The sequence below is a fragment of the Pararhizobium antarcticum genome (genome assembly GCF_001885585.1).
GTDB lineage: Bacteria > Pseudomonadota > Alphaproteobacteria > Rhizobiales > Rhizobiaceae > Pararhizobium > Pararhizobium antarcticum.
Genome location: NZ_LSRP01000085.1, coordinates 97,902 through 122,177 on the forward strand (window position 1 = coordinate 97,902; position 24,276 = coordinate 122,177).

General features: G+C 60.5%; 22 protein-coding genes. 10 read left to right on the forward strand and 12 right to left on the reverse strand.

Annotated elements, in window-relative coordinates:
- The first annotated feature begins 167 nt into the window (after positions 1-167).
- Positions 168-1,088: an extensin-like domain-containing protein gene (locus AX760_RS12375; RefSeq protein ID WP_071833187.1), complete on the forward strand. Its 921-nt coding sequence runs from the start codon at positions 168-170 to the stop codon at positions 1,086-1,088.
- A gap of 122 nt (positions 1,089-1,210) precedes the next feature.
- Positions 1,211-1,720, forward strand: coding sequence for a DUF1993 domain-containing protein (locus tag AX760_RS12380; RefSeq protein WP_071833188.1), 510 nt, complete (start codon positions 1,211-1,213; stop codon positions 1,718-1,720).
- A 46-nt stretch (positions 1,721-1,766) separates the two neighbouring features.
- Here AX760_RS12380 and AX760_RS12385 read toward each other — a convergent pair whose 3' ends face one another.
- From AX760_RS12385 to AX760_RS12430, 10 genes are all read right to left on the reverse strand, one after another.
- The gene (locus tag AX760_RS12385) at positions 1,767-3,446 is read right to left on the reverse strand and encodes a formate--tetrahydrofolate ligase (protein ID WP_071833189.1); all 1,680 of its coding nucleotides are present in this window, start codon (positions 3,444-3,446) and stop codon (positions 1,767-1,769) included.
- 208 nt (positions 3,447-3,654) lie between these two features.
- Positions 3,655-4,797 (reverse strand): DUF2333 family protein, encoded by a 1,143-nt coding sequence (locus tag AX760_RS12390; RefSeq protein WP_071833190.1) that lies wholly within the window; start codon positions 4,795-4,797, stop codon positions 3,655-3,657.
- A complete protein-coding gene (locus tag AX760_RS12395) occupies positions 4,790-6,091 on the reverse strand; it encodes a DUF6638 family protein (RefSeq protein ID WP_071833191.1) in 1,302 nt (433 codons plus the stop codon). The genes AX760_RS12390 and AX760_RS12395 overlap by 8 nt, the downstream gene beginning before the upstream one ends.
- Positions 6,092-6,112: 21 nt before the next feature.
- Positions 6,113-6,331 (reverse strand): type II toxin-antitoxin system RelE family toxin, encoded by a 219-nt coding sequence (locus AX760_RS12400; protein ID WP_342587495.1) that lies wholly within the window; start codon positions 6,329-6,331, stop codon positions 6,113-6,115.
- A gap of 34 nt (positions 6,332-6,365) precedes the next feature.
- Positions 6,366-6,599: a type II toxin-antitoxin system RelB family antitoxin gene (gene relB / locus AX760_RS12405; RefSeq protein WP_071833193.1), complete on the reverse strand. Its 234-nt coding sequence runs from the start codon at positions 6,597-6,599 to the stop codon at positions 6,366-6,368.
- Between the two features lie 88 nt (positions 6,600-6,687).
- Positions 6,688-8,598 carry an AAA family ATPase gene (locus AX760_RS12410; protein WP_071833194.1) on the reverse strand — a complete coding sequence of 637 codons (1,911 nt, stop codon included), beginning with the start codon at positions 8,596-8,598 and terminating at the stop codon, positions 6,688-6,690.
- 3 nt (positions 8,599-8,601) lie between these two features.
- The gene (locus AX760_RS12415) at positions 8,602-9,750 is read right to left on the reverse strand and encodes a hypothetical protein (RefSeq protein WP_071833195.1); all 1,149 of its coding nucleotides are present in this window, start codon (positions 9,748-9,750) and stop codon (positions 8,602-8,604) included.
- A gap of 196 nt (positions 9,751-9,946) precedes the next feature.
- Positions 9,947-11,035, reverse strand: a complete 1,089-nt coding sequence (locus AX760_RS12420) for a coiled-coil domain-containing protein (RefSeq protein WP_071833196.1) — start codon at positions 11,033-11,035, stop codon at positions 9,947-9,949.
- 132 nt (positions 11,036-11,167) lie between these two features.
- Positions 11,168-11,626 carry a c-type cytochrome gene (locus AX760_RS12425; RefSeq protein WP_342587493.1) on the reverse strand — a complete coding sequence of 153 codons (459 nt, stop codon included), beginning with the start codon at positions 11,624-11,626 and terminating at the stop codon, positions 11,168-11,170.
- On the reverse strand, positions 11,623-12,207 hold the full coding sequence (locus tag AX760_RS12430; RefSeq protein ID WP_071833197.1) for a thymidine kinase: 585 nt from the start codon (positions 12,205-12,207) through the stop codon (positions 11,623-11,625). The genes AX760_RS12425 and AX760_RS12430 overlap by 4 nt, the downstream gene beginning before the upstream one ends.
- A gap of 245 nt (positions 12,208-12,452) precedes the next feature.
- Between AX760_RS12430 and AX760_RS12435 the strand changes: the two genes are divergently transcribed.
- The 5 genes from AX760_RS12435 (at position 12,453) to AX760_RS12455 (ending at position 16,664) form a co-directional block, all read left to right on the forward strand.
- Positions 12,453-13,409, forward strand: coding sequence for a choline ABC transporter substrate-binding protein (locus AX760_RS12435; protein WP_083531170.1), 957 nt, complete (start codon positions 12,453-12,455; stop codon positions 13,407-13,409).
- Between the two features lie 86 nt (positions 13,410-13,495).
- On the forward strand, positions 13,496-14,347 hold the full coding sequence (choW, locus tag AX760_RS12440; protein ID WP_071833198.1) for a choline ABC transporter permease subunit: 852 nt from the start codon (positions 13,496-13,498) through the stop codon (positions 14,345-14,347).
- Entirely contained in the window at positions 14,344-15,393 is a 1,050-nt protein-coding gene (gene choV, locus AX760_RS12445; protein WP_071833199.1) for a choline ABC transporter ATP-binding protein, read from the forward strand. The genes choW and choV overlap by 4 nt, the downstream gene beginning before the upstream one ends.
- 70 nt (positions 15,394-15,463) lie before the next feature.
- Positions 15,464-16,207, forward strand: a complete 744-nt coding sequence (locus tag AX760_RS12450; protein WP_071833308.1) for a HugZ family pyridoxamine 5'-phosphate oxidase — start codon at positions 15,464-15,466, stop codon at positions 16,205-16,207.
- 118 nt (positions 16,208-16,325) lie between these two features.
- Positions 16,326-16,664: an ArsR/SmtB family transcription factor gene (locus AX760_RS12455; protein ID WP_071833200.1), complete on the forward strand. Its 339-nt coding sequence runs from the start codon at positions 16,326-16,328 to the stop codon at positions 16,662-16,664.
- A gap of 111 nt (positions 16,665-16,775) precedes the next feature.
- Here AX760_RS12455 and AX760_RS12460 read toward each other — a convergent pair whose 3' ends face one another.
- Positions 16,776-19,070, reverse strand: coding sequence for a glycoside hydrolase family 9 protein (locus AX760_RS12460; RefSeq protein ID WP_425348847.1), 2,295 nt, complete (start codon positions 19,068-19,070; stop codon positions 16,776-16,778).
- 249 nt (positions 19,071-19,319) lie between these two features.
- Here AX760_RS12460 and aptA point away from each other — a divergent pair, with 249 nt between their 5' ends.
- Positions 19,320-20,648, forward strand: a complete 1,329-nt coding sequence (aptA, locus tag AX760_RS12465; RefSeq protein ID WP_071833309.1) for an omega-aminotransferase AptA — start codon at positions 19,320-19,322, stop codon at positions 20,646-20,648.
- Between the two features lie 81 nt (positions 20,649-20,729).
- Here the strand turns inward: aptA and AX760_RS12470 are convergent, their stop codons facing one another.
- Positions 20,730-21,191 (reverse strand): Lrp/AsnC family transcriptional regulator, encoded by a 462-nt coding sequence (locus AX760_RS12470; protein ID WP_071833202.1) that lies wholly within the window; start codon positions 21,189-21,191, stop codon positions 20,730-20,732.
- Positions 21,192-21,286: 95 nt separating this feature from the next.
- Between AX760_RS12470 and AX760_RS12475 the strand changes: the two genes are divergently transcribed.
- Both AX760_RS12475 and ade read left to right on the forward strand, forming a co-directional pair.
- Positions 21,287-22,240, forward strand: a complete 954-nt coding sequence (locus AX760_RS12475) for a threonine ammonia-lyase (protein WP_071833203.1) — start codon at positions 21,287-21,289, stop codon at positions 22,238-22,240.
- Between the two features lie 137 nt (positions 22,241-22,377).
- Complete coding sequence (gene ade, locus AX760_RS12480; RefSeq protein ID WP_071833204.1) at positions 22,378-24,072, forward strand: adenine deaminase; 1,695 nt, start codon at positions 22,378-22,380, stop codon at positions 24,070-24,072.
- Positions 24,073-24,276: the final 204 nt, after the last annotated feature.

Below are 24,276 nucleotides of genomic sequence, written 5' to 3' on the forward strand. Positions count from 1 at the left end.
AACATGATTATAATTTTCAACATATAAAAACAGCTTCTCCCGAACGCTGCTTTGTCCCGCCACGGGACGTTGCCGAAACGCCACGATCGGAGCCTTGATGCAACCCTCGCGCTGTTCAAGCGTTATCCCTGCGCAACCGGCCGCCGTTGCAAAACCGGAGACCGTTCATGTTGCCCCGTTCCCACCTGATCATCCTGTTCGCCGCTTTGCTCTGCTCCGCCGCCGCCTTGCCGGAGCGCGGGCCGCTTCCCCTCGAAAAACCGCAGACACTGGAAAAACCGAAGGCGCTTGAAAAACCGGAGACAGCGGAAAAAACCACGCCGGCCGAGGCTGTCCCGGGAAAGACGGATGGCGGCACAGACGCAGCCAAGGACAAGGACAAGGACAAGGACAAGGACAAGGACAAGGACAAGGACAAGGACAAGGACAAGGACAAAAAATCGGAAGCGGCGCCGGACATCAAGCCGGACGTGAAAAAGACGGAACCGGAAAAGAAAGCGGAACCGGTTCTGACCATCGAACCCGAAATCGCCGCCGATCATGCCACCTGTCTTGCCGATCTCAAGGCACTGGGCGCGAGCTTCAAGGAGGTCGAGCGGATCGATGACGGACAGGGCTGCGGAATCGACAAGCCGATCCTGCTCCATACGGTCCTGCCAGGCGTCGCCCTTGCGCCCGAGGGCACCATGCGCTGCGAAACGGCACTCGAACTGGCGCGCTGGACAAAGGATTCCGTTCTGCCGGCGGCAAAGGCAGCACTTCCAGACGCGGGCCCGCTGACCACGGTCAACCAGGCGTCGAGCTATGTCTGCCGGCTGCGCAACAATGCCGCGACCGGCAAGATTTCAGAGCATGCGCGTGGCAATGCCGTTGATATCGCCTCCTTCACCTTCAAGGGCGGAAAGACCATCGTGATCGAACCGCGCGACGAGGATTCGACCCTGAGCGGTGCGTTCCAGAGGGCCGTTACAGCCGCCGGCTGCCTCTATTTCGAAACCGTGCTGGATCCCGGCAGCGATGAAGCGCACGAGGATCATCTGCATTTCGACGTGCTGGAACGGAAGAATGGCTATCGCTATTGCCGATAGGGCAAGCCGCCTGTTCAATGCTGCCTGTTCAATGCCATTTGCCGCATACCGCTTGTCCAAGACCGCTTGTCCGGAAAGAAGCGCGTCCCCATCTGTGCACGGCAATCGCACAGGAAAAAATCATGTCCGTCACAATGTACAATCTCACCGTCCCGGTCTTCAGCCGCGGCCTCACCGTCCTGTCCACCCTGCTGACCAAGGCGGAGGCCCATGCCGCAGAAACCGGCGTTTCCGTGGAAAGCCTTGTCAGTGCAAGACTGGTGGAAGATATGCTGCCGCTCTCCGGCCAGATACAGCGGGTCAGCGACACAGCCAAGAACACGGTCGGCCGTCTGATGACGATCGCGGCACCGAGCTTTCCGGATACCGAAGCGACCTTTGCGGAACTGAAGGCGCGGGTCGAAAAGACGCTCGCATTTCTGCAGACGATCACAGCGCAGGACCTCGAAGGCAGCGACACGCGCGACATCAGCGTCAAGTTCGGCAAACTGGAACTGACGTTATCAGGCAGCGACTATGTGCTGAAATTCGCCATTCCGAACTTCTTCTTCCACGTCACGACCGCCTACGACATCCTGCGCGCGCAGGGTGTCCCGGTGGGCAAGGCCGACTATCTCGGCGCCTATAGCTGAACGGCGGCCCCGGAGCCACAACTCCGGGGCCGCCTTTTCCAATCGCTCAGAACAGCCCCTCGATAAAGCCCTCGTCATTGAGGAAGATCTTTTCCGACGACGGCACCCGCGGCAGGCCCGGCATGGTCATGATCTCGCCGGTGATGACCACGACAAAACCCGCGCCAGCCGACAGCCGCACCTCGCGCACAGGCACCGTATGGCCTGTCGGCGCCCCACGCAGGTTCGGATCGGTAGAGAAGGAGTACTGGGTTTTCGCCATGCAGATCGGCAATGTGCCGTAACCCTGCTCCTCCCAGGTGCGAAGCTGATCGCGCACCGACTTGTCGGCAATGACCTCGCCGGCATGGTAGATGCTCTTGGCGATCGTCTCGATCTTCTCGAACAGCGGCATATCGTCGGGATAGAGCGGCGAGAATTGCGACTTGCCCGATTCGGCCAGTTCCACCACCTTGTGGGCCAGTTCCTCGATACCGGCCGAACCCTGCGCCCAATGCCGGCACAGGATCGCTTCGGCCCCGAGCGTCGCGACATAATCCTTCACCGCCTGGATTTCAGCCTCGGTATCCGCGATGAAGTGATTGATCGCCACCACCACCGGAACGCCGAATTTCTTGACGTTCAGCACATGCCGTCCGAGGTTGGCGCAGCCCTTGCGGACCGCCTCGACATTCTCTTTGCCGAGATCTTCCTTCTTGACCCCGCCATTCATCTTCATGGCCCGCGCCGTCGCCACGATCACCGCCGCATCAGGCTTCAGACCGGCCTTGCGGCACTTGATGTCGAAGAATTTCTCCGCCCCGAGATCGGCACCGAAACCGGCTTCGGTAACGACATAGTCGGCGAGCTTCAGCGCCGTCGTCGTCGCCACGACCGAATTGCAGCCATGCGCGATATTGGCAAACGGGCCGCCATGCACGAAAGCCGGGTTGTTTTCCAGCGTCTGTACCAGATTGGGCTGCATCGCATCCTTGAGCAGCACCGTCATGGCGCCATCGGCCTTGATGTCGCGGGCAAACACCGGCGTCTTGTCGCGGCGATAGGCGATGATGATGTTTCCCAGCCGCTTTTCGAGATCCTTCAGGTCTGTCGACAGACAGAGAATGGCCATGACCTCGGAGGCCACGGTGATGTCGAAGCCGGTTTCACGCGGATAGCCATTGGCAACACCGCCGAGCGAGCCGACGATCTGGCGCAGCGCCCGGTCGTTCATGTCCATCACCCGCCGCCAGGCGACGCGGCGAATGTCGATGTTCTGCTCGTTGCCCCAGTAGATGTGATTGTCGATCAGCGCGGCGAGCAGGTTGTGCGCAGAGGTGATCGCATGAAAATCGCCGGTGAAATGCAGGTTCATGTCTTCCATCGGGATGACCTGCGCATAACCGCCGCCGGCCGCTCCCCCCTTGACCCCGAAACAGGGGCCAAGCGAAGCCTCGCGGATGCAGACGACCGCCTTCTTGCCGATGCGGTTCAGTCCGTCGCCCAGCCCCACCGTCGTCGTCGTCTTGCCCTCGCCCGCCGGTGTCGGATTGATCGCCGTGACGAGGATCAGCCGGCCGTCCTTCCTGCCCTTCTGTTCGGCGATGAAGGCGGCGCTGATCTTGGCCTTGTCATGGCCGTAGGGCAAAAGATGTTCGGCTGGAATGCCGAGCTTGGCGCCAATCTCCATGATCGGCTTCTTCTTCGCGGCCCGTGCAATCTCGATGTCGGACTTTACCTCAGCCATGCGGTGTCTCTCCCTTCCACCTTTTGTTATTCCCGACATAAGATCGTGAAGGAGAGACCGTTTCCACACCTGCCTTTGCCGTCTGATAGGCTAAAAACGACACATTCACCCAAGCGAAGCGACAAAACCGCGGTCTGGGCGGTTTGCCGCACCTGCGGCGGCCTCTGCCACGCCACAGCCGGTGATGAACCGGCGGCGACGTTGTCTTTTATCGTGCGAGAATGTCGCGCATCTCGACGAGATTGGAGCGCACACGCAGGATGTAGAAGCCCATGGTGGCGAGATGCGTGGCAAACAGACCATCTTCGCGCGCATTGGAAATGATCCAGGGCTGGATGTTCAACGATGCGCGCAACTGCTTGATGCTCTCGTTCCAGATCGGAGCGAGGCCGCGCTGGTTGATGACGCCGTCGAAATCGGCACCGGCGGCAGAGAGCACGCCATAATAGCCATACAGCTGGCCATAGGCGAACCAGAAACGATCGTCGGCGCGCGTATCGAAGAAGCCGCCATTGTAGTTTTCGGAGCGCTCGCGCAGCATGGCCGAAGTGCTGCCGATGGAACTCGCGATGCGATCCATGAATTCAACGAAATTGTCCGCGCGGGCATCGAAGGTCACGGTGCATTTCGCAAGTTCGTCGTTGAAACTGCGCAGATCAATTATCGCCGCGCGGTACTGCGATGGCGTCGGCGTCAAGGGGCCGAAGGGCGACAGGCCGAAGTACCAGTTGGTTTCCTCATACTGCATCTTGCTGCGCACGCTCTGCAGCTGCGGATTGATGCCCGACGTGCCGCGCATGCGAACGAGCGAATCGACGAGTTCGACCGTGGTGCGCCGCACCGCCTCGTTGACGCCGCGCTGGAACGACGCCTTGTTGTCGAGCCAGGGCGTGTTGTCCCAGTCCATGCCGAACAGACCGGCCTTGTAGAGGATCATCGATGAGATCCAGGCGTTCTGGTTGACATTGTAGTCGATGAGATCAGCTGCAACATCGACGATGGCGGAACGCTCGCACGTGTTGGCAGGCGCAGTTGCAGTGGCGGTCGCAGTCGCCCCCGCAGCCACCTTCACCGGCTGACCGGCATCATTCTTGCGGGCCGCAAAATTATAGGTGTTGACGTAGTCCGGGTTGAAATTGGTCCAGACCGTCGCCTGCCACAGGAAATAGCCGTAGAGCCCGATCAGCAGGGCGAAGACAATGCCGAGCGGTCCCTTGATGATCCAGCTGCGCCCGGTGAACCACTGGCCGATCTTGAGGAACGGCAGGCAGATCCAGGCGACCAGAAGCCCGATGCCGCGGCCGATCGCGGAGAAAATGCGCTGAAAAAACGCGACGATCGGATCAAGCATTGTTGTTGTCCTCTTTCAATCCATAGAGACGCCTGCGAAAGGCCGCCTTGTCCATCAGATAAGTGCCGCTCAGCGTCGCAACAACATAGTCGCGAAATTTTTCGCTGTAGTGATCATAGGCGGCATAGAAACCCTGCTTGTCAAAGATGAAGCGCGAAACAAAATCCTGCGACACAAGCTGGGCAATCAGGCGGTTGGTCAGCCACTGGTCTGGATGTGCGGGTGCTGCCCGCACCAAGAGGAAACGCCGGGCCGGCGCCACGTCCTGCATCTTGACCGTGCCGGTGGTGGCAACGGTGCGGATCATCTCCTGCAGGAACGGATAGAGCCCGTTCTTAGACACGCGCTCGGTATTCCCGTGCATCCATGTCTGCAGCCAGATCCTGTCGATGGCGGTCTGGTCCGTGGTCGGATCGGCCTCGTTGATCAGGCTGCGGATGACCATGTCGGCGCGATGCTGGTAAAGACCGGAGCTTTCCACCCAGGATGCCTGCGGCAATTGCAGACGGTTGGTCGACGCCAGGAATTCAAAGATCCGCTGATGATCGTTGAGGCCGATATAACCGACCTGCCAGGGCCGCGAGCGCCGGAAGCCCGGAACCGAGGGATCGCAGATCACCGTCGTCGTCTTTTCGTCCAGGAACACGTAGACGCCGCCGAAGTGATTGGCCCAGAAGGCATCATGGCGGAAGACGAGTTGGTCGGGCACCAGCGCATTCTGGCGGATGTCGCCGGTAACCTTTGCCAGCTCCACCATCCGGTTGAGCAGGACATCGTCGGCCCAGGCCGTCGGTACGGATTTCAGCCGGTCGGCAAGCGCGCGCAGTTCCGCCGCCTTGCCCAGCATGTCCTCGGCGGACAGCACCCGGAAGCGGACCTCGTTGATCGACAGGAGATCGTCGATGTCGTTGACGACAGAGACACTGTCCTCGATCTCGCCGTAGAGCGCATCCTTGATCGTCACGGCATTGATGGCACGGCTGTTGGCGTTGAAGAACTCGTGCATCAAGGCGGCCGTGTTTGAAAAGCTCGTATGCACGACCGGAAGCTCGGCCTGGTCCGGCGTCATGATGATGAAACGGCGATTGACGCGGTTCGGATCGAGATAGTCCCGATCCCCCAGCTCATCGGCAATTTCGGGCGAGAACCCGGTCATGTCGATGCTGAAGGCGGTGAGCGCCGTCGGGCGCAGGCCAAAACCCTGCAGCGCCTTGTTGTAACGCGCAATCAGGTGCGGCTCGGAAATTTCGAGCAGGCGGCCATAGATCAGTTCGGCTTCGAGGAGGCGTTTCATGCAGGACCGATCATGCGTGGATCATCTGTAGCCATCGCGACGATGACCGATTTCGACAACAAGGATAACAAGGCGTTGATCGCGGATTTCGCACAGCACGCGAAAGTCCCCGTCACGGTAACGCCAGAGGTGACCGAGTCTCGTTCCCTGTAGAGCGTGTCCGAATTGGCGAGGATTTTCGAGGAGCGATATGCGCTGGCGCAGATCGTTGCGAATTCGCTGTGAATCCGGTCGCCCCATCTTTTCGAGGTTCCGGAGCGCATCATCGGTAAACTCAATCGTCCAAGCCAAGACGACGCTCTACTTCTTCCAGAGAATAGGTTTGAATCTCCCCTCTCGCCAGCTTCTCCAGCACCTGTTCCGCGAGATAGATGTCCTCGAGATCCTCAAGATGCTGTTCGATCGCTTCCCGGATATAATAGGTCGCGGTTCTGCCGGTCCGCGTCGCCAGCACCTGTAGCCGCTCATAGGTTTCGTCGGGCAGACGTATCGCTGTCTGTCTGGTCATGAGATGCCTCCTTGGGATATATGTATCCCAAACCTTATCATGAAGGCAGCACGAGTTCCATGCTGCGGATTGGCAAAATTGGCCTCACCTACCACCGACCATCGCCCTTCATCGTCTCGATCTCGCGGATTGCCTTTTCGCGCTGGCGCTCGCGGCGGATAATGTCGGTTACGGCGGCATCGTCGGATTTGTCGGTGTAGCGGAATTCGCTGTCGGCGTAGCGGTTGATCTCCTGCAGAACCATGTCCAGCGTGATCGGTCCGCGCAACGCCTCGATCATCGCCTTCTTCTCGTCGTAGCCCTTGTGCATGAAGGCTTCCGGCGTCGAGAACCAATCGTCCGGCAGGTCGACATCCATGGCCCGCATCTTGATCGCGTCGGTGATGTTCTTGATCGCGCGGCCGGTAAAACGCGGCTCCGCCACCTTGATCCTGTGCAGATAGGCGCCGACATCGGCAATGCTCTCGATCCGCCCTTCCTGCTTCTCGAACGTCTCCCAGACGGCCAAGAGCCCCTCCTCCTTCGGCCTGGCATGCGCCTCGTAGGATTGCGAAACCGCCTTCTTGATTTCCTGCCCCGCAAACAGCGCGTGCTCGCCGAGCGGGATCTTGTGGTTCTTGCCGACCAGCATGGCAAAAATGTCGATATAGTCGCCCTCGCTCTGGGGGCCATCGACCAGCCAGCGGGCACCGGCGCGCTGGCGCAGCGCATCATCGACATTTTCCGGATAGTTGGAAAACATGCCGAAGGTGCAATTGCCGCGAATGACCGTGGACGCCCCGGCAAAACTCTCCATCAGCACCGCAGTGACCTCGTGCTGGCCGGCAGACGCCCGGTCATCGGATCGCTTCGCCGCCACCTGATCGATATCGTCGATCGTGCCGAAGCCGATCGCCTTCGGATTGATGATGTTGTTGACGAACTCCTTGCAGTTCTGCCCGGACTTGCCCTGGTAGGAGGAAATCTGGTCGACGCCGAAATTCTCATAGTGAAAGGCATAACCGGCGATCTGGCAGTAGTCGTTCAGCAGGCCCGCCAGCATCTGGATCAGGATGGTCTTGCCGGTGCCCGGCATGCCGTCGCCGATGAAGGTGAAGAGGAAACCGCCAAGCTCGACAAACGGGTTCATCTGCCGCTCGAAATCATAGGCCATCAGCATCTTCGACAGCTTCAGCGCCTGATATTTGGCGATGTGGTTGCCGATGATTTCCTCCGGTTTCTTGAAGGTCATCGACAGGGCTTTTCGCTTGACGCCGGGCGCGACATCAAAGCCGTTGATGGTGAAATCATCCTGCTCGATGCGGATATGGACATTCTCGAAGCTGGAAAGCCCGGTAAACCGCGCCTTGCGGCCGATCAAACCTTCGATGGCGACACGCGCAAAAGCCCGGGTCCGGGCCGTGAGCGTCGCATCATCCGGCGCGCCTGAAATGCTGCGGTCGAGCGCCGCGATCATCGATTTCAACGCATCCTGCGGCGTATCGAACAGAAAATCCGGTTCCTTGGCATCGTCTACCGGTTCCCCCTCGCCTGAAAGCGTCGAGGAGAGATAGGCGGCCAGCGTAAACGCCGAAACGTAGGCCGAGGCCGACAACAGCGCCTTGAATTGCGTCGCGTCGTCGCCGGACAAAGGGGCAGTCGCATTGCGCGCTTGCAAACCCTCCAGATTGGTCTGCCTCGAAAACACATCGGCGACGGCCAGCGCCACCTGCAGCCCGCGCCGGGCACGATAGAGAAGCGCATGCTGGGCGGGAGACATCAGCGGATCGGCTGCCCGGACGGACTGGATCGTTTTCGCAAGTTCGACCTCACGCGTCCGGCGCGTGCCGGTCGTCGCCACGGTCGAGACGAAACGCCGCCCGGTTCCAGCAAGCGCCGTCGCCGTTGCCGGATCATCGGCCTCCAGAATGATCAGCCGTGTCACCATGCCTTGCGCCAGCGCCTGGTGTCTGGCGATGTCATCCTCGTGGATCGTTGTCAGACCTGCGTTCAGGGACATGGTTCAAACCTCGCTGATCACCTGGTTTCCGGAAATCACGTGCACCTTGTAGTCGCCGAAGATCGCTTCGACTTCGCCGCTGGCATAAAGCGCCTGATAGGCATCGTGCGGCACGAGCGCATGTTTCTCATAGGCGCTGACGCCCATGCGGGTGGCTTCCAGATTGCCGGTATCGATGTGGAATTCCTCCATCGCCGGCGTCGTCGACCAGAAACCCTTTTTGGCCGGACGTTCGGCCTTGGAAAAGACCTCCTGCACGGTCCAGGTCAAAAGCCAGGCGTTTTCCGACTTGCGCACCTTCGACAGGATCTCGTTGATCCGGGCATTGTTCTCGGTGATCCCGGCCGAATAGAAGGGCCCGAGCACGATCCGGCGCACCTGCTTGGGATGCAGTTCGGGGAAATCCGTATCGAGATTGGAGGCAATCGTTGCCGGCGTCAGCGAATAGGAACTGTTCTTCAGCGCAAAATCGTCAAAGCGCGTGGCAAGCTCGGGGTTGAGCAACCCGCCGACGGGGAGCACGATTTCCGTTTCCGGATTGAGCTTGCCGTCCTTCGTGACAAGCGCCTTGACGATGTTTTCGGAACTGTCCTCGATCGTCGCCATGTAGACCATCGGCAACGTGCTGCTGCCGTCAAAGGCGCCCCAGGCAACCACGTAATAGGGCCGCATGGTTTTCGGATTAACGGCCACGCGGATGGTTTCCGGCAGGATGAAAGGCGAGAAGATGTCGCCCTTGCCAATCTGTTCGAGATAGAGACGCTCGGCCATGCGCGCCTGGAGGGCATCTGGAAAGGCCTTCTGACGCAGGATGAAATCGACCATTTCTTCGCGCAACGCATCGGCCAGCGGGATGCTCGCCAGCCGCTTTTCCGAAGTCTGGCGGTCGTTTTCCAGTTCCAGCACGTTCTGGAACACCGGAAACCCGCTTTCAGCGCGCGAAATCCGGAATTGCTCGACAAAGCCGATGCGGTTTTCCCAGCAGGAAAACGAGGCTTTCAACCGATCGAGATAGGGAACCACGACCTCGCCGACCACGGAATTGCGATAGAGCGGCGAATTGCGGTCCCCGAGAAAGATCTCGAGACCGCCCAGTGCCGCCCGGATCGACGAGAAATACTGGCCGACCGGGCTGTCTGCTGCAGCGCTCATCGGGACTTTGGAGTTTGCGGACGCTTACCCCCCTCTGTCGGCAATGCCGACATCTCCCCCACAAGGGGGGAGATCGTTATGTGCCCTAGACGGCCCAAAGCGTTCGGCCAATCTCCGCCCTTGAGGGAGAGATAGCCCGGAGGACCAGAGGCGGGCAATCCTGCGCGTACTCCTTCCAAAATCACCGCCAGCACCATCACGGCTTCACGTAGTTCGCGGAATTGTGCTTGTCCATGACCGTCTGGAACCGGCGGGCAAAGGCGTCGTCAGCGAGCTTCTTGCGGCGCTGGATATCCTGCGTCGAGAGCATGTTCTTCTCGTGCATTTCGAGCAGATCGCCGATGTGCCGCTGCGAGGCGGAACCGATGCCGGCCATGGTTTCCTCGGCGGCCGTATCGACCTGGCTGCCGAGCGTGTTGATCTTGTGGGCGACGTCCTGCTGGGCCGCCGTCTTCAACGAATCCTCCAGCGCCTTGTAGAGGACGATGCGCTGTTCGGTATCGATCGTCAGCTTGTTGATCAACGTGTTCTGCGCAGCGATCTGGTTGTTGAGGCTGTCGACGAAGGTCTGGAACATCGAGGTGTAGCGCTCCAGCGTCTGGCTTTCGGCCAGGAGTTCCTGCTCCTTGGCCTGCTTCTGGTTGTATTCCGTCGCCAGTGCCGAGCGCTCGCCTTCAAGCTGCGCCCGGGTCATCTGGTCGGTCGAAGCCGCAATCTTGTTTTCGATATCCATCAGCATCGGGTTGAGTTCCTCGATGCGCTTCTGGGTGTCCTGCAGCGACGTCATCGTGCCCTTGCGCCGCTCGATCACCTGGATCAGGCTCGCTTCCGACTGCTTGTACCGCTGGTCGAGAACCGCCTTCTGCTCTTTGAGGATGCCAACGATCGTATCCGATTTCGACAGGAGCTGCTGCAGGTTGCCGGCCAGCGACATGTTGCGCACCCGGTCGGTGCGCATGCGCTGCATGCTCTGCTTGGAAAACATGCCGATGAATTTCTCGTAGCCGGTATAGCTCTTCATCGTCTCGAATTCGGCGCCGAACGTGTTGGTCGCGTCTTCGAGCCCGAGGATCAGATCGGCAATATTGCCTTCCATCACCCGCTGCTGGTTGACGACATCGCTGATGCGGGCGTTTTCGATGTCGAAATTGACATCGCCGAGCTTGGTGTCGGCCTTGGCGAACTGGTCGAGCACGGCGCCGGACTGCTCCATCTTGCCGCGCATCTGGCTGACGATGCCGCGCGTCTTTTCGATTTCGCTCTCAAAATTCTGCAACGTCGCCATCCCTGTTCCCCTTGATGCTGTTGTTAAGGCCGGACGCATCGCCGGGCCGGATTATTCGGTTGTCACATCAGCCTATATAATGGGACTGGCAATTTGAAGCACAAGTATCCGGCTGCCGAAATTCGCCCTGGCCTATTTCCCAACCACCGTGCTCTTGAGATAGGCTATCAGGTTGACGATATCGGTTGGCTTGCGCAGACCGGCAAAGGTCATCTTTGTCCCCGGCACCATCGATTTCGGGCTCAAGAGATAGTCCGACAGCCGCCCCTCGTCCCAGAGCTTGCCGTCTTCGCCGAAGGACGCCATGGCCGAAGAGTAGTTATAGTCCGGCACCGTCGCCACAGGCCGGCCGAGGATGCCCATCAGGCTGGGCCCGACGCGGTTCTCAGCCTCTGTCGCGCTATGACAGGCGCCACATTTCCTGAAGACCTGTGCCCCGGCCGCCGCATCGCCGTCGGCGCGCACGGACCCCGCCGCAAGCAGCAGACACAAAGAGAGCAGAACAGCACGAAAGGACATCGACAGGTTTCCTCGGCAGGAGCGACGGACCGCCATCATGACGGGCTTCAGCGCCCAGCGATAGGTGGTCACTGTGTCTCGTTCATCTTGTCTTCCCAGTGGCGGCGGCAATAGACGACGTATTTTTCGTTGCCGCCAACATCGACCTGCGCGCCCTCGCGAACGATGTTACCCTCTGCATCCAGGCGCGCGACCATGGTCGCCTTGCGGCCGCAATGGCAGATCGTCCGGACCTCGCGCATTTCGTCGGCAATCGCCAGCAGCGCCATGGAGCCCGGGAAAAGCTTGCCCTGGAAATCCGTTCGCAATCCATAGGCCATGACGGGAATGCCGATACGGTCGGCGATCCGCGCCAGCTGCCAGACCTGGTCGGGATCAAGAAACTGCGCCTCATCGACAAACACGCAGGCGATGGCGTCCTCCGCATGCAGGCGCTCCAGCAGCACATAGAGATCGTCACCCGGCTGAAAGGCGATGCCGTCTTCCATGAGGCCGATACGCGAGGAGACACGACCCGTTCCGGCACGATCATCGAAGGCTGCGATCAGGATCACCGTGCGCATGCCGCGTTCACGGTAATTGTAGGACGCCTGCAGAAGAAGCGTCGATTTTCCGGCGTTCATCGTGGCGTAGCTGAAATACAGTTTTGCCATGGCGTCCTCTCCTGTATGTTGGCCCGTGTTCATGACCAGAGCGGGAGGCGGAAGGCCAGAGCGCAACGACGAAAGTCACAGAAAATCGAATGTCGGGGGCGAAACGAAGGCAATGCGACATTTCGCGTCGCTAAACGGGGCCGCCTCCGGTAAATGTCCCAATACACTTGAGACAACATCAAGGGCGCTGGGAAGAGCGGACACTTGATGATTGGCTAAAATGATAAAGTCAGGGGAATATCAGCATGATCAAAACGCTTTCATTGAAACTCGCACTTGCCACAGCGGTCTCCGTTGCGGCGCTTTCCGTCGGCACGGCTTCTGCCGCCGAGCCTGAAGCCTGCGGTACGGTTCGTTTCGCCGATGTCGGCTGGACGGACATCACGGCGACGACCGCGACCGTCTCGACGATTCTGAAGGGTCTCGGTTATGAAACGGACGTCAAGGTCCTCTCGGTTCCAGTGACCTACCAGTCGCTGAAGAACAAGGACATCGACATCTTCCTCGGCAACTGGATGCCGACCCAGGAAGCCGACGTGCGGCCGTTCCTCGACGACAAGTCCGTCGAATCCTTCGGTCCGAACCTTGAGGGCGCCAAATACACGCTGGCGACCAACGCCAAGGGCGCGGAACTCGGCATCAAGGATTTCAAGGACATCGCCACCCACAAGGATGCACTCGAAGGCAAGATCTACGGCATCGAGCCCGGCAATGACGGCAACCGCCTGATCATCGACATGATCGAAAAGGACACGTTCGGCCTGAAGGGCTTCGAAGTCGTCGAATCCTCCGAGCAGGGCATGCTGGCGCAGGTCGCCCGCACCGAGAAGGACGGCGCGCCGGTGATCTTCCTCGGCTGGGAACCGCATCCGATGAACGCCAACTTCAAGCTGACCTACCTCACCGGCGGCGACGACATCTTCGGCCCCAATCTCGGCGGCGCGACGATCTTCACCAATGTTCGTGCCGGTTACACGACCGAATGCCCGAATGTCGGCAAGCTGATCACCAACCTGAAATTCTCGCTTCCGATGGAAAACGAGATCATGGGCAAGATCCTCAACGACGGAAAAGACCCGGACGCCGCTGCAACGGAATGGCTGAAGGCCAATCCTGCGGCAATCGAGCCCTGGCTGGCTGGCGTCACCACCAAGGACGGTGGCGACGGTCCGGCAGCCGTCAAGGCCGCTCTCGGTCTCTGATCGAACGACAAAGGCAGGGCAAAGTCCCTGCCTTTTTCACGCGCATCCGCTCCTATCCTTGATCTCGAAAACCAGGCGAAAAATCCGTGGAATGGCTCACCGACCCTGAACGACGTATCCCCATTGGCCGCTGGGCGAAGGAATTCTTCAACTGGCTGACCACCAATTTCGAGAGTTTTTTCGACAATCTCTCCGCCGTTCTGGCCGGTGTCGTCAACGTCATCCTATGGGTGTTTCAGACACCGCACCCGCTGCTCGTCGTCGCGGTGGTGACAGCTGCAGCCTACTGGTTCCGCCGCTCGATCGGCGTGACGCTGTTCACGCTTTTCGGCCTGCTGCTGATCATCAATCTCGGCTACTGGAAGGCGACGACCGAGACGCTGGCGCTGGTGCTCGCGGCCAGCTTCGTCTCCATGGCTGTCGGCATCCCGCTCGGTATCGCCGCCGCCCGTCGCGCCTGGGTCTATGCCGTGATGCGACCGATTCTCGACCTGATGCAGACGATCCCGACCTTTGTCTACCTGATCCCGGCCCTCGTGCTCTTTGGACTGGGCATGGTTCCCGGCCTGATCGCAACCGTGATCTTCGCGATCCCCGCCCCGATCCGCCTGACGCGCCTCGGCATCATCTCGACGCCGCCATCGCTGGTGGAAGCAGCACAATCCTTCGGCGCGACACCGATGCAGGTGCTGCGCAAGATCGAACTGCCCTTCGCCATGCCGCAAATCATGGCAGGCCTGACGCAGACGATCATGCTGTCGCTGTCGATGGTGGTCATTTCGGCACTGGTCGGCGCTGCCGGTCTCGGCGTCCCGGTTGTGCGCGCCCTCAACACCGTCAACATCGCCATGGGCTTTGAATCCGGCCTCTGCATCGTCATCCTCGCGATCATTCTCGACCGCCTGTTCCGTTCGTCCGATGAAGGAGAAGGCGCATGACCGAAGCCGTCGTTTTCAAGAATGTCGACATCATCTTCGGCAACAGGCCGCAGGCAGCCATCGCGATGATCGACCAGGGCAAGACCCGCGACGAGATCGGTGCGGCAACCGGCCTGGTGCTGGGCGTCGCCGATGCCTCGCTCGCGATCCAGGAAGGCGAGATCCTCGTCCTCATGGGGCTCTCAGGTTCAGGCAAGTCGACGCTTCTGCGTGCCGTCAACGGGCTGGCGCCCGTGGTGCGCGGCGAGGTCGCCGTCAATACGGCGAACGGACCGCTCAATCCCTACAAGACCAGCGCCAAATCGCTGCGTGATTTCCGCATGCACACCGTATCCATGGTGTTCCAGCAATTCGCGCTTTTGCCGTGGCGCACCGTCGCCGACAATGTCGGCTTCGGGCTCGAACTTGCCGGCATGCCGGACAAGGAGCGCAGGGACCGCGTCAACGAGCAGCTTGAACTCGTCAACCTGACGAAATGGGCCGACCGCCAGGTCAAGGAACTGTCGGGCGGCATGCAGCAGCGCGTCGGCCTTGCCCGTGCCTTTGCCACCGGCGCCCCGATTCTTCTGATGGATGAACCCTTCTCGGCGCTTGATCCGCTGATCCGCACCCGCCTGCAGGACGAGCTGCTGGAATTCCAGCGTCGCCTGAAAAAGACAATTCTCTTCGTCAGCCACGATCTCGACGAGGCCTTCCGCATCGGCAACCGCATCGCCATCATGGAAGGCGGTCGTATCATCCAGTGCGGCACCCCGCAGGATATCGTCAAGAACCCGGCCAACCAGTATGTTGCGGATTTTGTCCAGAACATGAACCCGATCACCATGCTGACGGCGCTCGATGTCATGCGCCAGGGCGTCAACCGCACCGACACCGCCGCGGGCGTAACGGCAACTGCCAAGCCGACAACCCCGCTGATCGATATTCTCGATGCCATGTCCCGGCAGCCGGGCAGCATCGGCGTGGTTGACAACGGCACGATCGTCGGCACGATCACGGCCCAGAACGTCGTCGAGGGCCTGACGCGGCATCGCAACAGGACCTGACGAACGACCGATGCACAGTGCATGCGCCCGGACCTCGAAGCTCCGGGCGTCTTCGTCTGAGGAGATGATCATGACAGACAAACCTTCCGTCCTGCGCGAAACGGATGACGCGGCCCGCAAACAGGCCCGCATTCTGTTGCGATCGGCTCGCCATGCGGCGCTGGCCGTCATCGAACCGGGCAGCGACGGATTTCCCTTTGTCAGCCGCGTGCTGCTCGGCATGGATATCGATGGCACCCCGGTCATCCTGGTTTCGGCCCTGTCGACCCACACCCAGGCGCTGGCCGCAGATCCGCGCTGCTCGCTGCTGACAGGCGACATCGGCAAGGGCGACCCGTTGGCCCATGCCCGCCTGACGGTCCAATGCGAGGCGGCCAGAGTGCCGGGAGAGAGCCCTGACCACGTCCGGATCCGCGAGCGGTTCATCCGGCGTCACCCGAAGGCGCAACTCTATGTCGACTTTCCCGATTTCAGCTTTTTCCGGCTCGTTCCCCTCAGGGCCAGCATGAATGGCGGCTTTGGCCGCGCCTTCCTGATGGAAGCGCAGGACCTGCGCATCGAATCACCGGCGACGGCAGAACTCCAGGCCATGGAGGCCAGCGCAATCGAACACATGAACAGCGATCATGCCGATGCGGCCGGCCATTATGCGCGGACCCATTGCGGCGCAAAGGGCGAGACGTGGCAGATTCGCGGGATCGACGCCGCAGGGATCGACCTGGCGAGCGGCGACCAGCTGAAGCGGCTGGAATTCGATGCGCCACTGCAAAATGCATCAGGTCTGCGGCCATTGCTGAAGAAACTTAACGGTTAAACCGATCCGCCTACCCCGATTTTTTACAGTAGGTGGTTGTCCTTTTATTCATCACGACTAATTATCCCGGCTTCACACTCATAACCAAGCGTGATGTAATTTTCGCATGGAGCCTTGAATGCAAACAATTTCGCCCCAGAAACACGTCAAAGCAGAGGTTGCTGCCGGATTTTTAGCCGCCATGGCCAATCCGAAACGGCTGCTCATACTCACTTCGCTGGTCCGCGAAGAAATGGCCGTGGGTGCGCTGGCAAATCAGGTCGGACTCAGCCAGTCGGCGCTGTCGCAGCATCTGTCGAAATTGCGGGCCCAGAACCTTGTCACCACGCGTCGCGATGCACAGACGATCTATTATTCGAGTTCGTCCGATGCCGTTTTGAGAATTCTGGAAACGCTCAAGGATATTTATCCGGAAGACGAGACCGCAGAAGCAACGGCGCCGCGCCTGAGAGCCTGACGGAATACCGAATTCTCGTATATGCAGAGCCCCCATTTTGGCCGAAGCCTGATTGGGGGCTTTCTTTTGGCGTGCTTTTGGCCCGCAAGGCACCCGCGCTCGCTGCGGCCCTCAGCGCGCATCCGCCAGAAACGAGGCGATGTAAACCAGCGGCGCATTCCAGTTGATGGTGATCTCATTGGTCCCCCAGGACATGATGTCGTCGACATAACAGGCCTGCGGCACGCAGCCCTGCAGTTTTTCCTTTGCGACATCATCGACCAGCGCGGAATTCGGCCCGCCCGCGAGTGACCCTACCGGCGGATTTGGCAGGCTGTCGTCGACCTGGTTGGCATACCAGCGGCTGTGCTGGTTCTGGGCCCAGACCGAGCCATAACCGGTGATATAGGACAGGTTCATGAGATTGCGCCCGAGAAGATAATCCATGCTTCCGCGCACGGCGTTCAGGAAGGACCGTTGGCCGGTCAGATCAAAAGCAGCTGACAGCACAATCATGTTCTGCAGGATCAGCTGGTTGGACCCCCAGTCAAATCGGCTGTTGCCGGGACGGTAGATCTGGCCGAAGGGCTCCCTGCCCTGCAACGCCTGGAATTCCCGCGCCGCCGAAATGACGCTGTCGCGGATCATCGCCCTGTCGTCTTCGGCAAGCGTTCTGCTGTAGAGCGCCAGGTCGAGCCGCCCGAGGCCGGCCGTGCTGCGCCAGTCGAAGGCACCGACAGCCGAGAAGACCGGTCCTGCCCAGTGCGGCGATGCCTTCAGCGCCACCAGATACGGTGCCTCGCCGGTGGTGATATAGAGCTCTGCCGCGGCCCAGTATGTCTCGTCGGTGATGTCATCATCGGCATAATCGCCACCGCCTTGTCCGCCATCCGATTGGGGCGCGTAGAGAACAGGATTGGCCGCGGCGGCCAGCCAGGCCTTTTTTGCAGCTTCCAGCAGGCGTTGCGCAAACGCGGCATCATAGGAAGCAAAGAGCCGTGCGCCCTGCGCGGCCGCGGCCGCGAGGTTGAGCGTGGCGGCCGTGGAAGGGCGATGCAGCACGCGCAGTTTCGGATCGAGATGCGGCAGCATCGGCAGACCGGTCCATTCGGTATCATGGATCTTGTGATGCACCATACCAGCCAACGGCTGACCATCCGGCACCATCATCCTCATAAGAAACTCCAGTTGCCAGCGCGCCTCGTCGAGAAGGTCGGGCACCCCGTTTCCTGTTTCGGGGATGCGCGACAGGCTGTCGCTCAAGACCGGCGAAGCACCACCGCCAAAGGTTACGCCACGTTCGAAGGTGCCAAGCAATTGCGCAACGGCAATGCCGCCATTGACGACGTATTTTCCGTGATCGCCGGCATCGTACCAGCCGCCGGAAACGTCGAGCTGGTAGTCGCACGACCAGTCACCGAAAAGACGGGCTGCCGCCTCGCCGGAAAGACACGGCACGCTGGTGTCGCCGTCATTGGGACGCAGACCGATATGGCCGGCCGGGCGCGCATAGCCTTCGCCTGCAATCTCAGCCCGGATCTCCATGCCGCTGCGCTGCGGGTAGAACCAGGACAACGCATCAATGCGCAGCCTGCCATAGACGTCGCGACCAATCGAAAACGGCGGGCTTTCCTTGCCGCCGACAACAAGCCTGTATCCCTCGCCGATGGTCTGGAAAGATGAAAAATCCGCGACCTGCGTGCCGGCTTCCACCGTCGGATCGATGCCCATGGGCTCGGTCATGCCCTCGCGGGCGACGAGGCCGGACGCGTCGAGCAATCGGAACGGCAGCGGCGCCTGATCGTCGCTCACCACGGTTGCACGCTTCGGGCCATCGGCAAAATAACCGGCCTGGTTGACGCGCGGGGTCAAATCGACGGCAATGCCGGACTTGGCTGCGGGCGCGGGCGTTGTCTCGATCTGGGCGCCCTCGTCGGCCGAGGCCTCCCGAACCGACAACATGTCGAGGCACAGCCGCCAGGGAGACGCTGCCCCGCCGAGATGAAAGATGACCTGGGCCGCCTTGTCTTCCGTGGCCCGGAAATCCGCCGAGAACGGTTTCATGGCAACCTCGGCTTCGACTGTAAAACTTGCCTGCGCCGTCCACGGGTCTTCATTGCGCTGCACGAACACGGGGATGCTGCGTGGCACGCTGCTCTCCAACCGTGCGGAAAGATGATAGACCGTATCCGGGATAAAATTCAGATCATTGACGCCCATCAGGCGGTCCCATGGCTCGCCACCGGCGGGAACGGAGGCACAGAGCTTTCCATCTTCGCGCGACAGGCTGACACCGCCGCTGGCCCAGATCCTGTCGCCGCCCTTGTCGAAGGCGCCATCGGCAATCATCTCGCTCGCCTGCACCGCAGCGATGGGGAAAAACACGGCCGACAGCGCGAAAGCCGCCAGAAATTTGCGCAAGGTCATCATGTCCAAGGCCCAGGCTCGGGGAATTATGTGCGCACTCTGTGGCAAACATATTAAACTTCGGGAAAGACGCCCCATCATTCTGTCCGGATCGAAAGGCGGTTTTCCGCGCGCAACGCGCTCTTCGCGCTGCATCCCAACTTGACGCTGCAGGGGGCACTGATAGTTTGGCCGCCAGCTAAAGATTCCACCCCGTTTCCCTGGACCTGGCCGCCGGGCATCAAAAAAGAGCCATGGAGAAGAATGTCGATGTCGAACCGCCTGAACGCCACGCCCAACGACCTGCGCGCCTTCTGGATGCCGTTTACGGCCAACCGCCAGTTCAAGAAGGAGCCGCGCCTGTTCGTCAAGGCGAAGGACATGCACTACACGACCTATGACGGTCGCACCGTGCTTGACGGCACGGCCGGCCTCTGGTGCGTCAATGCCGGACATTGCCGGCCCTTGATCACCGAGGCGATCGCCGAACAGGCGGGCGAACTCGATTATGCCCCGGCCTTCCAGCTTGGCCACCCCAAGGCCTTCGAACTGGCCAACCGCCTGGTCGATATCGCGCCTGAGGGCATGAACCATGTGCTTTACACCAATTCCGGTTCGGAGTCGGTCGATACGGCGCTGAAAGTGGCACTTGCCTACCACCGCGTGAAGGGCGACGGATCGCGCACCCGCCTGATCGGCCGCGAGCGCGGCTATCACGGCGTCAATTTCGGCGGCATATCGGTCGGCGGCATCGTCTCCAACCGCAAGATGTTCGGCACGCTTCTGACCGGCGTCGATCACATGCCGCACACGCACATGCCCGACAAGAACGCCTTCACCAAGGGCGAGCCCGAGCATGGCGGCGACCTCGCCACCGAGCTGGAGCGCATCGTCACGCTGCATGACGCCTCGACCATTGCCGCCGTCATCGTCGAACCGGTCGCCGGCTCCACCGGCGTTCTCATCCCGCCGAAGGGCTACCTGAAGAAACTGCGCGACATCTGCACCAAACACGGCATCCTGTTGATCTTCGACGAAGTCATCACCGGTTACGGCCGTCTCGGCACGCCCTTTGCCGCGCAATATTTCGACGTCATGCCCGACATCATCGTAACAGCGAAGGGCCTGACCAACGGCGTCATTCCGATGGGGGCGGTCTTCGTGACGTCGGCGATCCACGACGCCTTCATGAGCGGCCCGGAACACATGATCGAATTCTTCCACGGCTACACCTATTCCGGCAACCCGATCGCCTCGGCCGCCGCCATCGCCACGCTCGACACCTATCGTGACGAAGGTCTTTTCGCCCGCGCCGCCACGCTCGCGCCCTATTGGGAAAAGGCGCTGCATTCGCTGGCCGACTGCCCGCATGTCATCGACATCAGAAATATCGGCCTGATCGGCGCGATCGAACTGTCGCCGATATCAGGCGAACCGACGAAACGCGCCTTCTCGGCCTTCCTCAAGGCCTATGAAAGCGGCTTCCTGATCCGCACCACCGGCGACATCATCGCGCTGTCGCCGCCGCTGATCATCACCGAAGCACAGATCGACGAATTGGTGGACGGCATCCGCAAGGTGCTGGTGGCAAACGCCTGAGGCTGATCTTGATGGATCTGGAAAGGGCGGCCGCAGGGTCGCCCTTTTTTCATTGCATGGGGGAAAGCCGGCGCGCCACTGTCAGTCCAGATGGACCGTCAATGTCTGTTTCAATGTTTTCAACACCACGCTGGTGGTGAACTTCCTGATATTGGCATGAAGTGCCATCATGCGGTCGGCGAAAGCGTCGAAATGCTCGATGGAAGAGGCAACAACCACGAGCGTATAATCCCCCCTTCCGGTGACGCACCAGGCTTGCTGGATTTCCACCGTATCGGCAATCCAGCGCAACAGCGGCGGCAGGAGTTCCGGCCGGTCACGCTCCAGCTCCAGTTCCACCAGCATCGCCACGTTCGGCCCGGTCTTCTTCGCGTCGACCACCGATATGTCGCGCAGGATCACCTTGTCCTCGCGCAGCTTCTGCAGCCGCCGCTGGGTCGATGATGGAGAAAGCCCGACCCGGTGTGCAAGTTCTGTCAGCGTCAGCGTCGCGTCTTGCTGCATCTCTCTGAGGATGGCGCGATCGGCCTTGTCCATTGACATTTAAAATCTCATCCAAGGGCATTATTCGGGGATAATTCCCATCCTGCTGGAAAAATCGGGAACTTCAACCGAGAAATTGCCGTCATCTTCAGGGCATGACACAGCAACTATTTCCCACCCCCGAAGGCATCATTGCCGCCAGCAGCCGCATTGATGGGCGCTTTACCAACAGCCCTCTCTTGGAACAGCAGACGGCGAATGATGCAACCGGCGTTCGGCTTCTCGCCAAGGTCGAGATGCTCAATCCGATTCGCTCGTTCAAGGGGCGTGGTACCGATTGGTGGCTGCAGAACCAGCCGCCCGGCACCGATCCGATCATATCCGCTTCAGCCGGAAATTTCGGCCAGGGCTTGGCCCGTGCCGGACGCAAGCATGGGCGCCCCGTGATCATCTATGCCGCAACATCAGCCAATCCCGCCAAGATCGAGGCAATGCGCCGGCTTGGCGCAGACGTGCGTTTGCAGGGCAAGGATTTCGACGCCGCCAAGGCAGCCGCCCGCACATTTGCCGACGCCCACGGCTATGCCTTCGTCGAGGACGGTGCCCTGCGGGAGATTGCCGAGGGAGCCGGCACCATCGCACTGGAAATCACCAGAGAACTTGCTGGCGAAGACGTCCAACTCGACGCTATCCTTGTGCCGCTCGGCAATGGCGCGCTTTTGACCGGTGTCGGGACATGGATCAAGGCACATGCTCCGACCTGCCGCGTGATCGGCGTGGTTGCTGCCGCCGCACCGGCGATGAAACAGGCCTTTGAAACCGGCATGCCTGTATCGACAAAAACGGCCATGACCGCGGCCGACGGAATTGCCGTGCGCGAATGCGTGCCCTATGCGCTGGAGAGCATGAAGACCACGGTCGATGCCGTCTGGGCGGTGGACGAAGCCACCATCACGGCCGCACGTCGTTTTTGCCTGGAACACTACGGCCTTGTCATCGAGGAAGCGGGTGCCGCCGGTGTAGCCGCCATCATGGATCGCAAGGAAGAGCTGAAGGGTCGAACGGTTGCAACGATCCTGTGCGGCAGCAATGTTCGCGCGCAGCTGTGAATTTCTGAATTTACGCGTTTTCTGGTCAAACTGCGGCTAGATGTGGTCGGTGGCCGAGACGTCTCTGCCGCTGTCTTCGCTTCCCCTGCCCCTCCCGGACCGCTAAAGTCGCGGCGGGCGGGAATCGGAGAACAGATATGACAAGACTCGAAAACCGCATCGACCAGGGCACCGGCCGCGAACCGGCCGACATCGTTCTCAAGGGCGGACGCTTTTTTGATCTGGTGACCGGCGACCTCGTCGAAAGCGACATCGCAATCTGTGGCGACCGGATCGTCGGCACCTGCGAAAGCTACCAGGGCCGAACGGAGATCGACATCACCGGTCGGATCGTCGTTCCCGGCTTCATCGATACGCATCTGCATATCGAATCCTCGCTCGTCACCCCCCATGAATTCGATCGCTGCGTTCTGCCCTATGGCGTGACCACGGTGATCTGCGATCCGCATGAAATCGCCAATGTGCTCGGCACGGAAGGCATCCAGTTCTTCCTCGACAGCGCCCGCGAAACCATCATGGACATCCGCGTACAACTGTCGTCCTGCGTGCCGGCGACGCATCTGGAAACCTCGGGCGCAGCACTCCCGATCGAGAAACTCTTGCCCTTCCGCTCCCATGAAAAGGTCATCGGCCTTGCGGAGTTCATGAATTTTCCCGGCGTCATCCACAAGGATCCGATCTGCCTTGCCAAACTGGAAGCCTTTCAGGACGGCCATATCGACGGACACGCCCCGCTTCTACGCGGGCTCGACCTCAACGGTTATCTCTCGACCGGCATCCGCACCGACCATGAATGCACCACGGCAGAGGAAGCGCTGGAAAAGATCCGCAAGGGCATGCACATTCTCGTGCGCGAAGGCTCCGTCTCCAAGGACCTGCACGCGCTGATGCCGATCCTGACGGAGCGGCTCTCGCCGTTTCTGGCGCTCTGCACCGACGACCGCAATCCCCTCGATATCGCCGAACAGGGCCATCTCGATTACATGATCCGCGAGGCCATCGCGCAAGGCGTCGAGCCGCTCGCGATCTACCGCGCCGCATCGATTTCAGCTGCGCGCGCCTTTGGCCTGCGCGACCGCGGGCTGGTTGCGCCGGGCTGGCGCGCCGATCTCGTGGTCGTCGACAGCCTGGAAAGCTGCAAGGCGCAGATGGTGTTTTCCGCCGGGCGCCGCGTCGACGACGCGCTGTTTGCGACCCGCAAACCGATTGCCCCCGTCGGGCTGAACAGCGTCAAGGCCGGCCATGTCAACGCTGCCGATTTCGGCGTGCCCTATGCGGAGAACGAAACCTCCGTCATCGGCGTTTTGCCGGGCAAGATCATCACCGAGCATCGTCGCTTCCATCTCCCGGCAAAGGGCAACCAGGCCGGCGTCGATCTCGGCCGCGACATCATCAAGGTCGCCGTCATCGAACGCCACGGTATCAACGGCAACCATGCCAACGGCTTCGTCCAGGGCTTCGGGCTGAAGAAGGGTGCCATCGCCTCGACCGTTGGCCATGACAGCCACAATATCTGCGTCGTCGGCGTCAACGAGGACGACATGGCGCTCGCCTCCAACCGGCTTGGCCAGATCAAGGGCGGCTTTGTCGTCGTCGAGGACGGCAAGGTCACCGGTGAAATCGCGCTGCCAGTCGCGGGATTGATGAGCCTCGAGCCCTATGAAAGCGTGCGCGACACGCTGCATCACCTGCGCGAGGCGGCGTTTGCCCTTGGATCGACGCTACAGGAGCCCTTCCTGCAACTCGCCTTCCTGCCGCTGCCAGTCATCCCGCACCTGAAGATTTCGGACATGGGGCTGGTCGATGTCGACAAGTTCGCGCTGATCGGGTGAAGCGGAGACACTTGGCAGGCAGGCCGGTCTGTTCGGTCTAAATTCCTGCGAGAAGGACCAAAACGTAACGAAACTGGAGCAGATCGAAGAATCATTCCTGGAACTGGATAGCGGCGATTTGGAACAATTCGCGGCCTGGTTTCACAAGCTGGAGGCCGAACGTTGGGATGTCCAATTTGCAGCAGATGTCAAAACCGGGGCGCT

Coding starts and splice junctions, on each gene's coding strand:
- ade (WP_071833204.1), top strand. CDS start 22,378: ATGACAAGACTCGAAAACCGCATCGACCAGGGCACCGGCCGCGAACCG.
- AX760_RS12390 (WP_071833190.1), bottom strand. CDS start 4,797: ATGCTTGATCCGATCGTCGCGTTTTTTCAGCGCATTTTCTCCGCGATC.
- AX760_RS12380 (WP_071833188.1), top strand. CDS start 1,211: ATGTCCGTCACAATGTACAATCTCACCGTCCCGGTCTTCAGCCGCGGC.
- AX760_RS12420 (WP_071833196.1), bottom strand. CDS start 11,035: ATGGCGACGTTGCAGAATTTTGAGAGCGAAATCGAAAAGACGCGCGGC.
- AX760_RS12455 (WP_071833200.1), top strand. CDS start 16,326: ATGCAAACAATTTCGCCCCAGAAACACGTCAAAGCAGAGGTTGCTGCC.
- AX760_RS12430 (WP_071833197.1), bottom strand. CDS start 12,207: ATGGCAAAACTGTATTTCAGCTACGCCACGATGAACGCCGGAAAATCG.
- aptA (WP_071833309.1), top strand. CDS start 19,320: ATGTCGAACCGCCTGAACGCCACGCCCAACGACCTGCGCGCCTTCTGG.
- AX760_RS12375 (WP_071833187.1), top strand. CDS start 168: ATGTTGCCCCGTTCCCACCTGATCATCCTGTTCGCCGCTTTGCTCTGC.
- AX760_RS12400 (WP_342587495.1), bottom strand. CDS start 6,331: ATGGGGCGACCGGATTCACAGCGAATTCGCAACGATCTGCGCCAGCGC.
- AX760_RS12435 (WP_083531170.1), top strand. CDS start 12,453: ATGATCAAAACGCTTTCATTGAAACTCGCACTTGCCACAGCGGTCTCC.
- AX760_RS12415 (WP_071833195.1), bottom strand. CDS start 9,750: ATGAGCGCTGCAGCAGACAGCCCGGTCGGCCAGTATTTCTCGTCGATC.
- AX760_RS12395 (WP_071833191.1), bottom strand. CDS start 6,091: ATGAAACGCCTCCTCGAAGCCGAACTGATCTATGGCCGCCTGCTCGAA.
- AX760_RS12475 (WP_071833203.1), top strand. CDS start 21,287: ATGACACAGCAACTATTTCCCACCCCCGAAGGCATCATTGCCGCCAGC.
- relB (WP_071833193.1), bottom strand. CDS start 6,599: ATGACCAGACAGACAGCGATACGTCTGCCCGACGAAACCTATGAGCGG.
- AX760_RS12450 (WP_071833308.1), top strand. CDS start 15,464: ATGACAGACAAACCTTCCGTCCTGCGCGAAACGGATGACGCGGCCCGC.
- choV (WP_071833199.1), top strand. CDS start 14,344: ATGACCGAAGCCGTCGTTTTCAAGAATGTCGACATCATCTTCGGCAAC.
- AX760_RS12410 (WP_071833194.1), bottom strand. CDS start 8,598: ATGTCCCTGAACGCAGGTCTGACAACGATCCACGAGGATGACATCGCC.
- AX760_RS12470 (WP_071833202.1), bottom strand. CDS start 21,191: ATGTCAATGGACAAGGCCGATCGCGCCATCCTCAGAGAGATGCAGCAA.
- AX760_RS12385 (WP_071833189.1), bottom strand. CDS start 3,446: ATGGCTGAGGTAAAGTCCGACATCGAGATTGCACGGGCCGCGAAGAAG.
- AX760_RS12460 (WP_425348847.1), bottom strand. CDS start 19,070: ATGACCTTGCGCAAATTTCTGGCGGCTTTCGCGCTGTCGGCCGTGTTT.